Raw genomic sequence first — 14,524 nt, 5'->3', positions numbered from 1 at the left:
TTCTAGGCGGGCTGGAAGTTCGATGTTAGTTTCGCGGCCCTTGATTTTCGATGGATCGAACATGTCTTCGTTATTGCCATGGACCCGGTTATTGCTCTGCACCCTCCTGCTCACCTGCATGGGCCTGAACAGTGCATCCGCCGCCCCCACGCCTGGCGATCAGGACTTGATCCGCGACCGGCAGAACCGCTTGCTTGAAGAGCAACAGCGGCGCCTGCAGGAACTTCAGGACCTGCCCGGCAAAGCGGACAAGCCCCAAGCCCCGGCAACCCCGGCCGACACCCGTTGCTTCCCGATCAAAACCATCGAACTCAAAGGCGCCGACAGCCTGCCGGCGCCCGACCGCGAGCGCTTGCTCAAGCCCTACATCGGCCAGTGCCTGGGCGTGTCCCAGCTCAACGAGCTGCTCAAGGTCATCACCGACTACTACTTGGGCAAAGGCCGCGTCACCAGCCGTGCGTACCTGCCGCAGCAAGACCTCTCCACCGGCCATCTGCAAGTGCTGGTGGTGGAAGGCAAACTCGAAGCGTTGCGCAGCGCCGAAGGCAGCACGGTGACCGACCGCGAACTGGCCATGGCGTTTCCCGGCAAAGTCGGTGAAGCACTGAACCTGCGCGAGATCGAGCAACTGGTGGACCAGCTCAACCGCCTGCCGTCCAAACAGGCGCAGATGGAGCTCACCCCCGGCAAGCAAATCGGCGGCAGCGACGTGGTGGTCAAGAACACCGCGCAAAAGCCCTGGCGCGCCAGCCTGTCGCGCAACAACGACGGGCAGAAAAGCACCGGCGAACAGCAATGGGGCGCTGGCCTTGAGTGGGACAGCCCACTGGGCCTGGGTGACCAACTGATGCTGCGCGGCGGCCACGACGCCATCAGCGACCACCAGAAAACCTCGAAAAACACCATGCTCTACTACAACCTGCCATGGGGCTGGTGGAACTTCAGCTACACCTACAGCGAAAGCGACTACCGCACCTACGGCGTAACCGACGGCTTCAAATACAAGCAGGACGGCGACAACCAGAACCACCAACTGCGCGCCGAGCGAGTGATCCACCGCGACGACGTCAGCAAGACTTCGGTCAACGTCGGCCTGGCGCACCTGCGCACCAACAACTACATCCTCGACGTGCGCACCGCGCCCAGTAGCAACCGCCTCAGCGAACTGCAACTGGGCGTCAACCATGGGCGGCGCATCGGCAGTGCCTTCGTCAACCTGGACCTGGGCATGCAAAGCGGCATCGGCCTGCTCGACGCCCAGGCCCAAGACGAGCGTGACCCAGCAGGCCGTCGCCAGCCGAACTCGCGCTACCGTAAATACACCGCCACCGTCAGCTACCTGCAACCGTTCAGCCTGTGGGGCGAGTCGTTCAGCTTCAGCAGTTTGGCCACCGGGCAACGTAGCGAAGACCCGCTGTTTTCGCCGCAGCGCATGAGCCTCGGCGGCTCGGCCTCGGTGCGCGGTTTCAAGGACCAATTGCTGACCGGCGACAGCGGCGGCTACTGGCGCAACGAAGTGCGCTGGGCGCGCCCGGTGACCCTCGATTGGATGCGCCCGGCCTTCGCCGAGTACGGCGCCAGCGTTGGCTACGACCAGGGCGTGATCCGCAACGACCGCTACAACGGCAACGTGCATGGCCGGGTGTCCAGCAACTCCCTGGAACTGTTCGCCCGTGGCAAACATGTCAGCACCAGCGTGACCTTTGCCCATTCGTTAGAAAGACCCGGTGTGGTGACCGAGCGCGAAGCGCCGATCTACTTCCGCATGGATTTTTTCCTGTAATTCAACGCCCCGCTGCATGAGAGCCTGACAATGGATGTTCGCCAATTCGCCTTCCTGGCCCGCCAACCTTCTGCCGCCCTGAAGCGCCGGGACGCGTTCTTCGGCCTGCCCAAGCGCGGGCTGGCGTTGATCCTTGCCAACGCGCTGTTCTGGCAGCCGCTGCTGGCCCAGGCCGAGGGCATTGTGGTCAGTGCGCCGGGCACCACCGTGGGCGCGGCGGGCAATGGCGTGCCGGTGGTAAACATCGCCACCCCCAATGGCGCGGGTTTGTCCCATAACCAGTTCAAGGACTACAACGTCGGCCCCAACGGCGTGATCCTCAACAACGGCAACACCGCCATGGTCAACACCCAGCTGGGCGGGATCATTGTCGGCAACCCCAACCTCAAGGGCGGCGCGGCGAACGTCATCCTCAACGAAGTCAACGGCGGCAGCCCCAGCCAGTTGCGCGGCTATACCGAAGTGGCGGGGCAGTCGGCCAAGGTCATCGTCGCCAACCCGTACGGCGTGACGTGCAGCGGTTGCGGCTTTATCAACACCCCCAACGTCACCCTCACCACCGGCAAACCGGTGCTCGACGCCAGCGGCCAATTGCAGCGCTATGAAGTGGATGGCGGCGCCGTGACCATCGACGGCCAGGGCTTGAACGCCAGCAACGTCGAGCGCTTCGACATCATCACCCGCTCGGCCAAGATCAACGCACAAATCAACGCCCGCGAACTCAACGTGATCGCCGGGCGCAACGACGTCGATGCGCAAAGCCTGAAAACCACGCCCCGCGCCGATGACGGCAGCGCCAAACCCGAGCTGGCAATCGACTCCTCGGCCCTGGGCGGCATGTATGCCGGCGCGATCAAACTGGTGGGCACCGAGGCCGGTGTGGGCGTGAAGCTCGACGGCACCCTGGCCGCCAGTGGCGGCGATATTCAGCTCGACGCCAACGGGCGCTTGAGCATGGCGCAAACGGTGGCCACCGGTAACGTCAAGGTCACCGCGCAAAACATCGACCTCACCGATAAGGTCTACGCCAACGGCAACGTGCAGGTCACCAGCGCCCAGGCCCTGGTCAACCGCAAGAGCATCGCCGCTGGCCAGCGCATCGAGATCAACGCGGCCAGCGTGAACAACCCCGGCATCATCGAAGCCGGCGTCGCCGCCGATAACAGCCGCAACACCACCGGCGATCTGGTGGTGAACGCGCAAACCGTCACCACCAGCGGCAACCTGTTGGCCAGCCGCGCCCTGGCGATTACCGCCGCGCAAGCGCTGACCAACCAGGGCGCGATTATTCAGGCCAAGACCGTCGAGGTCAGCAGCGCCAAGCTCACGAACCAAGGCGCCACTGCGCGCCTGTTTGGCGAACAGAGCCTGGTGATCAACTCGCCGGCCATCGTCAACCTTGGCGGCCTGATCCGCTTCGGCGAAGGCCAGGCCGCCACGCTCAATAGCGCCTCCCTGGACAACCGCCAGGGCCGTATCGAAATGGCCGGTGGCAGCCTGGTGCTCACCAGCGCCAACCTGAACAACAGCGGCGGGCAAGTCATCGCCAACGACCTGACCGTCAACGCTGGCAACCTGAACAACCAGAACGGCGTACTGGTGGCCAAGACCGCGACCGTCACTGCCAGCAACCTCGACAACAGCCTCAAGGGCTTGATCCAGGCCGACGGCGGCGCGCTCAACCTCGCCGTGTCCAACACCTTCAATAACAATCAGGGTTTCGCCCAGGCCAGCACCGATCTGAACGTCACTGCCGGCACCCTCAGCAGCAACGCAGGCGGCGTACTCAGCGCCGACACCGGCAAGCTCACCCTCACCGCCGCGCAACAGCTCAACAACGCCCAGGGCCGCTTGCAGGCCGGGCAGGGCGATATCGAGTTGCACGCCGCGAACCTGGATAACCAGAGCGGCACGATCGTCGGCAAACAACTGCTGCTCGACGTGGCCGGCGGCGAAATCGACAACCGCGCCGGGCGCGTGTTGGGCGACCACCTCGACGTACGCGCCTCGGGCCTCGACAACCGCAACGCCGGCCTGCTGGCCGGTGGCGCCCAGGGCGTAAGTCTGTTGCTCAAAGGCCCGGGCCAGTTGCTCAACGCCCAGGGCCGCATCCAGAGCGAGGGCCTGCTGCAACTGCAAGGCGAGCGCTTGGACAACAGCGCCGGCATCCTGCTGGGCCAGACCGTCGACGTCACCGCGCAGACCTTCAACAACAGCAACAAAGGCGCGCTGGTCAGCGATGGCGGTGATGTGGTGCTCAAGGTCAGCGACCTGCTCACCAACGTCGGCGGCCAGATCGACGCGGGCGAACGCAGCGTGCTGGTCAAGCAGCTCACCACCCTCAACAACGACGGCGGCACCCTGCGCGGCAAGCGCCTGGACATCGCCGCCCAGCACCTGAACAACGACAACGGCCAACTGCTGGCCGGCGCCGAAGGCCTGAGCTACAGCGGCCAGGATGTGAGCAACCGCAAGGGCCTGATCCTCAGCGGCGGCGCCCTCACCGAACTGAACACCACCCGCCTGGATAACCAGGGCGGCACCGTGCAGGGCGACAGCCTGAGCGTCACCGCCAACAGCGTCGACAACGCCAGCGGCGGCCTGATGGCAAGCCTGGTCGGCAACCTGCAACTCACCGTAGAAGCCCTGGCCAACCGTGGCGGCAAGCTGTTCGGCAAAGAACAAGTGACCGTCAGCGGCGCCAGCCTCGACAACAGCGCGGGTGGCCAGGTCAGCGGCAATCAGATCAACCTGACCTCACGCAGTACGCTCACCAACCAGGGCGGCCTGATCGAAGCCAACCAGGGCCTAACCCTTACCGGCGGCAACCTGGATAACAGCGCCAACGGGCAACTGCGTGCCCTGGGCGGCGCCAGCAGCAAACTCAACCTCAGCGGTGCGTTGAACAACCAGAACGGCACCCTCGAATTCGGCAGCCAGGCCTTCAGCCTTGACGCTGCCAGCCTCAACAACCAGAGCGGCATGCTGCAACACGCCGGCACCGGCCTGTTCCACCTCAACACCGCCCGCCTCGAAGGCATTCAGGGCAATATCCAGGGCATGGGCAGCGCCGACTGGGCATTCGGCAAGGTCGACGGCCTGGGCCGCGTGCAACTTAACGACGTGCTCACCTACAAGAGCGACCAAGGGCTGGCCCTCAAGGCCGGTGACCGCATGGCCAGCGCCAAGGGCTTGATCCTCAACGTGGCCAGCCTGGACAACGGCGGCGAACTGCTCAGCGACGGTGACATCAGCATCACCACCGGCGATATCACCAACAGCGGCCGCGTCTCGGCCCTGCAAACACTCACCGTCGCCGCCAACAACCTCAGCCAGAACGGCGGCCGCCTGGCGGCCACCAATACGCGCCTGACCCTGGGCGGCACCCTGGACAACCTTGGTTTCCTCACCGCCCGCCAGCAACTGGATATCGTCGCCGCGCAAATCAACAACCGTGGCACCCTCGGTGCCCAGGGCGCGGTGAACCTCACCGCAGTCAACGGCATCACCAATGCCGCCAACACGCTGCTGTTCAGCGGCGGCGATATGACCTTGCGCAGCAATGGCTTCAGCAACAGCTATGGCGATGTCTACAGCAAAGGCAACCTGAGCTTCGCCGCCCGCGATGGCGGGCGTGCCGTGCTGTTCAGCAACCGCTCCGGCACCGTGGAAAGCGAAGGCTCGATTGGCATCAATGCGGGCTTTATCGAAAACGCCAAAGATGAATTCGAACTCGGGCAAACGCTGACCACCGGCAGCTTGAGTTGGATCTGTGGCCAGCACTGCGGCGAGAGCGACAACTGGGAACGCGGCGAGATCACCATCTACGAAACGTACCTTGAGGCGGCGACCAAGGACTCGGCAGCGGCGCGCTTGGTGGCGGGCAAAAACATGCTGCTGCAAGGCGACACGGTGCAGAACCGCTACAGCCTGATGGCCGCCAATGGCGACCTGAGCATCACTGCCGGTGACCTGCTCAACCAGGGCGCCGCCACGCGCACGGGCCAGCGCAAGCTTGTCATCGGCACGCCAGGTCACGTCTCTGACGATTTGTTTGAACGCATGCAATATGTCGACGTGCCCGCGTTCAATGCGGCCACGGCGGCAGGGAATTTCGACAAGGCGCGCTTCGAAGAACTCAAAAGCCGCTCACCCAATAGCCTGCCGTTCGCCTACGCAAGTGACGTCACCACCTGGACCAACAACAGCGGCCGCGGCTACGACGCCACCCTGCAAGCGGGCGGCACGGTCAACCTCAACGTCACCCGCACCCTGCAAAACGGCACGCTGCACAACAACACCCTGGCCCAGTTGACCGGCACCCTCGGCGACGACCAGACCGGCATCCCCGTCGGCGGCATCAACATCAACCTGAGCAAACACGCCAACGACCCGAGCGCCCAGGCGCCCGGCAGCGTATTGCCCGTGGTAGGCGTGGCCCCCGGTGGCGGCTTCGTGCCTGTGGACTACACCGGCACTGCCTTCGCCCCGGTCGACCCCACCACCTCGCCCACCTTCCAACTGCCCAAGGGCGAATACGGCCTGTTCGTCAAAAACGCTGACCCCACCAGCCACTACCTGATCGAGACCAACCCCGAATTCACCTCGGCGTCGGGCTTCTTCAGCTCCGACTACATGCTCGGCAAACTCGGTTTCACTGCCGACAACGCCTGGCGCCGCCTCGGTGACGGCCAGTACGAAACCCGCCTGATCCGCGACGCCGTCCTCGCGCAAACCGGCCAACGCTTCCTCGCCGGCGGCCTGTACAGCGACGCCGACCAGTTCCGCTACCTGATGGACAATGGCCTTGCCAGCAAAGACGCCCTGCGCCTGAGCCTGGGCGTGGCCCTTACCGATCAGCAAGTCGGCGCCCTGACCCACGACATCGTGTGGATGGAAAACCGCGTCATCGACGGCCAGACCGTGCTCGTGCCGGTGCTGTACCTGGCCCAGGCCGACTCGCGCAACGTACGCGGCAACAGCCTCATCCAAGGCCGCGACCTCAACCTGGTCACCGGCGGCGACCTGATCAACGTCGGCACCCTGCGCGCCAGCAACAACCTCTCCGCCATCAGCAGCGGCAGTATCTACACCGGCGGCCTGGTCGAAGCCGGCAACAACCTCAGCCTGCTGGCCCAGGACAGCATTCGCAACGCCATGGCCGGCGAAATCCGCGGCAAACAAGTCAGCCTTACGGCCCTCAAAGGCGACATCACCAACGAAACCACCGCCATCCAGGTACGTGACGGCGCCGGCATGCGCACCCTCACCGACACCAGCGCCGGCACCATCGTCGCCCGCGAAAACCTCGCCATCGACGCCGGCCGCGACCTCACCAACCGAGGCGCACTGGTAGCGGGCAACGACGCCAACTTAACCGCCGGCCGCGACCTCAACCTCATCGCCGCCAGCGACACCAGCGTCAAACACGAGACCCGCGACGGCGGGGAGAAATCCAGCATCACCACCGACGTCAAAAACCTCGCCGCCAGCGTCACGGTGGGCGGCAACCTCAACATGCAGGCCGGGCAAGACGTCAACATCATCGGCAGCACCGCCACCGCCGGCAAAGACCTCAACATCGCCGCCGGCCGCGACCTCAACGTCGCCTCGGTCAGCGACATGCACAATGTCGAGGGCAAGGAAAAGGATGGCAAAAAACGCATCAAGACTTCGGACGACCAGACCACCCAAGTGGCGAGCGTACTGACGGCGGGTGGGGATTTTGTCAGCCAGGCGGGGCGTGACACCACGATCGTGGCGAGCAGGATCAGTGCGGGGAATGAGGCTTATCTTTATAGCGGGGATAAGTTGAGTTTGTTGGCGGCTGAGAACAGTACGCATACGTTGTATGACATGAAGGAGAAGGGAAGCTGGGGCGCTAAAAAGGCGCAGATGGATGAAGTGACCCGCACCACCCAGGTAGGGAGCGAGATCAAGACAGGTGGCAACCTAGTCCTTAAAAGCGACGGCGACCAGCTGTATCAAGTTGCGAAGCTTAATAGCGGCAAGGACATCATCCTTGATAGCGGTGGTGCAATTGTCTTTGAAGGCGTCAAGGACCTGCATGATGAGAGCCACACTAAGAGCAAAAGCGACCTCTCGTGGTTCAGCGCTAAGGGCAAAGGTAATACAGACGAAACCTTGCGTCAGAGCGAGTTGGTTGCCCAAGGACAGCTTGTCATCAAGGCCGCCGAAGGCATTCGTATCGACGTCAAACAGGTCGATCAGCAGACTGTAAGCCAGACCGTTGATGCGATGGTCAAGGCTGATCCTAATTTGGCCTGGCTCAAGCAAGCTGAAGCGCGTGGCGACATTGATTGGCGCCAGGTGAAAGAGATTCACGAGAGCTTCAAGTACGACAACTCAGGGTTGGGCGCCGGTGCCAAGATTGCGATTGCGATCATGATGGCGGCGATTATGGGGCCGGTAGGTTTTGGGCTGCAGGGCGCCACCCTTGCGGTGAGCACCAGCTTGAGTACGACCGCAGTCACCAGCACCATCAACAACAAAGGCAATTTGGGTGCAGCGCTTAAGGAAACGGTCAGCGCCAATAGCCTGAAAAGCGCAGCGGTCGCCGGGTTCACGGCGGGGGCTCTTGAGTATGCCGACACCAATTGGTTCGCTGGTGCTGACGGCGCAGGTGCAGGCACAAGTACAAGCACAGTCCAAGGTGTTACCCCGAGTACGGGTTCAACCTTGGCGGTTACGAACTCCTCCAAAGATATTTTCACCTGGACGTCAGCAGGCGATATCGCGCTGCGTACCGGTGGCCGGGCGGTAATCTCTAGCGGAATATCGACGGCCATTCAAGGGGGAAGCTTTGGCGACAACTTCAATGCGGCCTTGTTGGGAGAGGCTGGCAACGTTGCAATGGCTACCGGTTTTAATTGGGTGGGTGATTACGTCACGTTCCCCAATGGCAGCCCTCAAAAGATTATTGCGCACGCTTTGATGGGGGGATTGTTAGCAGAGGCCACCGGCAGTGACTTTAAAACAGGTGCGGCGGCGGCCGGGTTAAACGAGGCATTAATTAACCAGCTTGCTTGGGCTGCGCAGGGAAATAAAGATATTACCTTGATGCTCTCACAGTTAACCGGCTTGGTGGCGGCGGCTGCAGTAGACGGCGATTTGGAAAAAGGGGCTCAGGTTGCACAAAAGGCGACTACGTTTAATTATTTAACCCATCAAAAATTTGATGAGGTTAATAATTGCATGTCGGGGAGGACCTGCTCGACAGATGCTGAAAAAAATGCCGCGAAAACGGAAGCAGAACGTCTAAGTAAGCTTCTGGATGACGAAATGAACGATGTGTGTTCCAAAAATCCTGGTAGCGACAGCTGTCGGACTGCGGTGAATTCAGCTATAAAGTACGCTGCAATTCAAGAAGCGTGGAGTGTAATGCATAGTGATGTTGAGCGCTCTACGAAGAACACATTCAATTATTTATATAATACTGAGCAAGGAAAAGAATCTTTCGTATCTTATTTTAATACGATTGACAATCGAGCAAACTTTTTTTCCGCCAGTGATACTTACGAGCATCAATTAGGCGTTGGTGCAAGATGGTTTGGAGGCGCAGATGCTGTCTCGCGTGCACCTATTACAGGGTTGGGGGCGGACGGGAATGCATCATACTTAACCTTTGGAGCGGGATGGGCGTTAGCGCCTGTATATGATTGGCGTAAGGCGGCAGGAGATGCTCTTATGACTGGCGGTTACGATAACTTTAAAGCCCTTTATGATAAAAAGGCGACCGACCCAGTAGCTTGGGATATAAGTCAGCTAAAAAATGAGCAGGCAACGCTCCAGCCTATTCATGAAGCATACTTGCAGGATCATAAGCGGTTTGTAGAATTGACCAAGGAAGCCACCAGTGTCGATGGTCCTATGAAATATATCCCTTTTGTGGAAACTCAGCGCATAGAGGGCGGCGTTGATATTTTGGATTACAAATCAAGAGTTACGTTTGGATGTAAGTTGCTCGGTTATTCAGCAAGCCAAGGGTGCGCGCCATGAACGTCAAGAAATACCCAACAATGAAAATATTTTTCGTATTTTTATTTTGCCCTTTTTTCGCAGGTCTAATCATAGGGCCAATTTCTCTAATTGTTATGCTGGTAGGTCTGTTTAGTGATGCTCGTTTGTTAGGGCAAGTCAGGGGGGGGGAAGCGTTTTCAGTCCTGTTGACTGCTCCACTTTTTGCGGAGTTGGTTTTTTTTGTCCCTTCTCTTGTATTTGCATGCTGTATAAGTTTTGTTAAGCCAGTTAGAAGTTTTAAAGTTTGCAGGAATGTTTCGATTTGCGGGGCTGTGGTTGCTTCGTTGTGGATGTTTTTGTCGGACTGTTATTTGCTTCGTAATAGTGCTGGTTACAGCTTTATGGACAGTATGCTCCCTGCTTCGATTGCTTTTTTTGGAGGGGCGCTAATTACGGGGCTGCTATCGTATTGGAGCTTACCGAAATATTCCCCTGATTGAGGTTACGAAAGGGAGGAGGGTTTATTTAAATAAACCTCGATAGAGGCAGAGGTGAGACTAAACCCTAGACATGAGAAAAGGGAGCGGATTTATTTGAGCTCGGAATGTCGGTAGAAAAGCAAATTAAATAAATCTGCCATCTTCTCCACCCTTTTCATGCGGACTGTCCGGTGGGGAGAAAGTCAGAATTAAGGTGGTGGGCTCATGGCTGGATTCAAAGAAAGTATATATTTGTCTTATTCGCAGTTTTGCGTATTTTTGAGTTCGCTTGATCAGCCGTATAACGATTGGAGTGATCGTAGTTATGCACAAGGATTTGTGTGGAGGTCGGGGAGTGTCTCTTTTAAAGCGCTGGTTGACGAAGGGAGTCATATAATTAATTTTTTCATTAACGAACAAGTACCAGCTATAAACGCAGATGTGGTTCGGGCCTTTAAAGTTCCCTTCTCGGTGAGAGATAGAAATATTGAGGTTGGTAGTATTTCGAGTACGGTTCCTCTAGAGCTGCCTGAAGGAGATTATTCTCTTCAGGTCGAATTTATAAGACCCTCCTCAAGTGGAGTGTATGAGATAAATGTCCATTTGAATTTAGGGGGCTGCGATTTTGAGGTGTTGAGAGCAGACGCCGAAATTGACGAGCAAGGTGAGTTTGATATCGATGCGGTTCCTGCGGGATAAAATTTCGGAGAAATGGGGGCGGATTTATTTTAATTCGAGATGGCGGTAAAAAAGCCTATTAAATAAAGCTGTCCCCTTTTGTTCAAAAAAGGAGCTGAATAGTGCATTCCGTACCGCTAGAACATGAGAAGCAAAAATTGATTTTCTACGTAGCTCAGGACTTAGATCAGATCTATTAGATCTCATGTGCAGCAGCTTGTGAATGAGGTCGCCGCGTCAAGAATATGGAGCATTGCCCCGCCAACCTTTATTGACGCGATAGACGAAGGGGGCGCGGAAGTAGTGGGTGGAATGTTGGAGATTTATTCAGCGCTGCAACCAAGCATACTCTCCGTTGATATGGAGTCGAAAAATCTAGATGAAGTAGAAGAAATAATCTGCGCTGTAAGAATGTTATCTGAAAAAGAGAATATTTCTTTTGAATTTCAACTGGATACAACTTTTGTTGGCGCCATTGATGATGGTGTTATTGGCCGAGTCTTGCTGGAAGGACTGCTCGTGCCGTGGCGAAATCATATGAAAGGAAAAAGTTGAGTTGGTGCAAAGAGAAGAAAAGGGCATAGATTTATTTTGATTCGAGATCGCAGAAAAACCAATCAATGGTTGAAGGGAGCTATAAATAATGACTGATGAATCAAAAAAAGGATTTTGGCGCTGGGGTTTTGTACTGTTGTTTGTTGGTATAGCAGCGGTCTTGATAAAACAAGCAACAGAAGAAACGCCTGAGCCTAGCAAAACAACCTTTCTTAGTGACTTGATAATCGTCACCGCGCGAACGCATGCCCGTAATTGGAAGGTTGACGAAAATACAGAGCTTGTTCGTATGGAGGCGACTAATAGCCATACAATAACGGTTTATTATTCTTTATTAAATTATGATCTTGATGTTGCCGGCTTTGACTTAGACGCTACTAAGTCAGCAGTTGTAAAGATTTTTTGTGATCCGAAAAATTTTGAAGAACAATCCATTTTTTCGCTGGGCGGTACTTACGTTTATGTTTTTGGTAGCAAAAATGTAAAAGAAATTGGCCGGTTCGAATTCAACAAACACAGTTGTGAAGGTTCTTTGTAAGCTATTTGATCATCGAGGCGGAGCAGTGCGAAAGGGCAGATTTATTTAGCCTTTACCCTTCCGGCGCGAGGCCAAAGCGGGCGACACGAAGGCCGCCCTATTTCCACTCAGGACGGATCGGCGTTAAGCCTGTGACTGATGACATCCAGCAAATCACACCCATCGCGCAGCGGAATGGCCAGCAAGTGGGCGAAGTCTGAAAGCACTACGGCATCGCTGCTGAGTTGTTCGCGAAAGGCTAGGTTTTCCAGCAGTTGGGTGACGGCCCGAATGCGGTGCACGGCGGCGTCGTGAAGGACGTCGAGAGGTGCCTGGGTGTCGATGATCAGGGCTGGGACGGTGCAGTCGTGGCAGGTTAGGGGAATGTATCGATTCATCATTAAGCTCTCTGGATTATTGAGGGCTCGTTCTTCGGGTCGCCAAACCCGGTCGCTTTTTGAGCGACGGCCGGACTATAAGCCGCACCGCCAAGCCCGCGCAAGGCATCAAAATGCCGCTGCTTCGGAGCGTGCCCGCAGCCGCTAACATCTTGCTATCCATTGCCGACATACTGCCCACGAACAAACGCACTACGCATACGCAAAGCCGAAGCCTCACCCCAAACATTAAAGGACCAATGTGAAAAACCTCCTCCTCATTCTCCTCACCACCCTCATCCTCGGCGGCTGCGTCAGCCACCCCCTCACTCCCGAAAACCGCGCGCAGATCAAGACCGTCAAAGTCCTGCCCGTGAAGTGGGAAAAGAACATGGTGTACTTCGGCCGTGAACAGGCCTGGGGCGCCGCCCTGGGTGCCGGGGTTGGCGCGGGTGTTGGCATGGCCAGCGGGGCGTCCAAGCTGGGTACTGCGGCGTTGAGTGGCGCCGGGTTTGCCGGCGGCATGAAGCTCGGGCAGTTGGCCGAGATGCCGACGCCGGTGGCTATTCTGACGGTGATGGAGGCGGAAAAACTCGATGTAGGCGTGTTGCTCAAGCAGGGCTTTGTCGATGAGTTGGGCAAGACTTCGACGCTCAAGGTGGTCGGCGATGATGAGCCGGCTGATGCGCAGATTCAGCTGACCGTGTCCGAGTGGGGCTTTCGCCTGACCCAGGGTTTCAGCAGCGTGATTTATCCGACCCTTAACGTGTTAGCGCAGATGGATCGCGGCGATGAGATGATCTGGCGCACCTTTGAAGCGGTCACGCCGTTTAATGGTCAGAACGTTTATGGCTATACACCGTTAACCTACCGCACGGACCCTGAAGCTTTGCGCCGGGCGTTGACCGGGATTACGCAGATTTCTGCGCAGTACCTGGTGAAGGAGCTCAAGTAGGGCTGTGCGAAGGCTCGCTGTTGTTGGTGGGCGGGTTTGTCTTAATGCCAGTCAGGGTTAAACGCAGTTCCCCTGTGGGAGCGGGCTTGCCCGCGAAGGCGGTGTGTCAGTCGCGGCATCTGTTGCTGCGCTATCGCTTTCGCAGGCAAGCCAGCTCCCACATTGGATCTTCGTTGCTTTGGGCATTGCGTTCGTTTAATTGATCGGCATTGGGCTTGCCCGCGAAGGCGGTGTGTCAGTCGCTGCATCTGTTGCTGCACTACCGTTTTCGCAGGCAAGCCAGCTCCCACATTTGATCTTCGTTGCTTCGAGTATTGCGGTCGGCAGTAGGCTAAGACCCCCACCTATGGCCGAAACAACTTGAGAACCGCTCTCAACCCCGTAAAATGCCGCAGCCGTTGCATCACCGTCTTTCAGGGAAGAATTCAGGCCAGCGCGCTTTCAGGCTGCCTAGCTCCTTGGAAAACCCAGCAACGCTGATTTCCTCACCCAAGGAGCACCCTGTGAAGACACTGTCCAAAATCCTGCTGTCGGGCCTCACCGCCGCGGCGCTGTTGACCGTGGCCGGTTGCGCCACCGAGAGCAACCGCGCGATGCCGGTGGAGCAAGTCGCCAGCGCCCACGTGGCCTATTCCGGCGTGCGTGTGCCGATTGCCGTGGGTAAGTTCGATAACCGCTCCAGCTACATGCGTGGCATCTTCTCCGATGGCGTTGACCGTCTCGGCGGCCAGGCCAAGACCATCCTTATCACCCACTTGCAGCAGACCAACCGCTTCAGCGTGCTGGACCGCGACAACATGGGCGAGATCTCCCAGGAAGCCAAGATCAAAGGCACCGTGCAGAAGCTCAAGGGCGCTGACTATGTGGTGACTGGCGATGTGACCGAGTTCGGCCGCAAAGAAACCGGCGACCGCCAGCTGTTCGGCATCCTCGGCCGTGGCAAGACCCAAGTGGCCTACGCCAAAGTCGCGTTGAATATCGTCAACATCAACACCTCCGAAGTGGTGTATTCCACCCAGGGCGCCGGTGAGTACGCGCTGTCCAACCGTGAAGTGATCGGCTTCGGCGGCACCGCCAGCTATGACTCCACCCTCAATGGCAAGGTGCTGGACCTGGCCATGCGCGAAGCGATCAACCGCCTGGTCGACGGCATCAACGCCGGCGCCTGGAACCCGCGTAACTGATCAGCCACACCACAAG

9 protein-coding genes are annotated in these 14,524 nt (G+C 58.0%); 8 read left to right on the top strand and 1 reads right to left on the bottom strand.

The genetic code is table 11. The annotated features are described in order from the left end of the window. Positions 1-61 precede the first annotated feature (61 nt). The 6 genes from GIV35_RS11335 to GIV35_RS11310 all read left to right on the top strand — a co-directional run bounded on the left by GIV35_RS11335 (position 62) and on the right by GIV35_RS11310 (position 12,013). Positions 62-1,783: a ShlB/FhaC/HecB family hemolysin secretion/activation protein gene (locus GIV35_RS11335; protein ID WP_236264265.1), complete on the top strand. Its 1,722-nt coding sequence runs from the start codon at positions 62-64 to the stop codon at positions 1,781-1,783. Positions 1,784-1,813: 30 nt separating this feature from the next. Beyond that, on the top strand, positions 1,814-9,802 hold the full coding sequence (locus GIV35_RS11330) for a two-partner secretion domain-containing protein (RefSeq protein WP_236264264.1): 7,989 nt from the start codon (positions 1,814-1,816) through the stop codon (positions 9,800-9,802). Further along, on the top strand, positions 9,799-10,263 hold the full coding sequence (locus GIV35_RS11325) for a hypothetical protein (RefSeq protein WP_146120476.1): 465 nt from the start codon (positions 9,799-9,801) through the stop codon (positions 10,261-10,263). The genes GIV35_RS11330 and GIV35_RS11325 overlap by 4 nt, the downstream gene beginning before the upstream one ends. 204 nt (positions 10,264-10,467) lie before the next feature. After that, positions 10,468-10,941: a competence protein ComJ gene (gene comJ / locus GIV35_RS11320; RefSeq protein ID WP_105225348.1), complete on the top strand. Its 474-nt coding sequence runs from the start codon at positions 10,468-10,470 to the stop codon at positions 10,939-10,941. A 198-nt stretch (positions 10,942-11,139) separates the two neighbouring features. Continuing rightward, the gene (locus tag GIV35_RS11315) at positions 11,140-11,475 is read left to right on the top strand and encodes a hypothetical protein (RefSeq protein ID WP_236264263.1); all 336 of its coding nucleotides are present in this window, start codon (positions 11,140-11,142) and stop codon (positions 11,473-11,475) included. Between the two features lie 88 nt (positions 11,476-11,563). Beyond that, positions 11,564-12,013 carry a hypothetical protein gene (locus tag GIV35_RS11310; RefSeq protein WP_233475105.1) on the top strand — a complete coding sequence of 150 codons (450 nt, stop codon included), beginning with the start codon at positions 11,564-11,566 and terminating at the stop codon, positions 12,011-12,013. Between the two features lie 107 nt (positions 12,014-12,120). Here GIV35_RS11310 and GIV35_RS11305 read toward each other — a convergent pair whose 3' ends face one another. Beyond that, positions 12,121-12,378 carry a hypothetical protein gene (locus tag GIV35_RS11305; RefSeq protein WP_236264278.1) on the bottom strand — a complete coding sequence of 86 codons (258 nt, stop codon included), beginning with the start codon at positions 12,376-12,378 and terminating at the stop codon, positions 12,121-12,123. A gap of 253 nt (positions 12,379-12,631) precedes the next feature. Here GIV35_RS11305 and GIV35_RS11300 point away from each other — a divergent pair, with 253 nt between their 5' ends. Together GIV35_RS11300 and GIV35_RS11295 are read left to right on the top strand one after the other, a co-directional pair. After that, a complete protein-coding gene (locus GIV35_RS11300) occupies positions 12,632-13,324 on the top strand; it encodes a hypothetical protein (RefSeq protein ID WP_003187502.1) in 693 nt (230 codons plus the stop codon). Positions 13,325-13,827: 503 nt separating this feature from the next. Beyond that, complete coding sequence (locus tag GIV35_RS11295; protein ID WP_005783620.1) at positions 13,828-14,508, top strand: CsgG/HfaB family protein; 681 nt, start codon at positions 13,828-13,830, stop codon at positions 14,506-14,508. The last annotated feature ends 16 nt before the right edge of the window (positions 14,509-14,524 follow it).

The sequence above is a fragment of the Pseudomonas sp. PA-1-6B genome, from assembly GCF_021609545.1.
Taxonomy (GTDB): Bacteria; Pseudomonadota; Gammaproteobacteria; order Pseudomonadales; family Pseudomonadaceae; genus Aquipseudomonas; species Aquipseudomonas fluorescens_BV.
The sequence above is the reverse complement of the archived record's forward strand: the minus strand, read 5'-3'. Positions and strand labels throughout refer to the sequence as shown.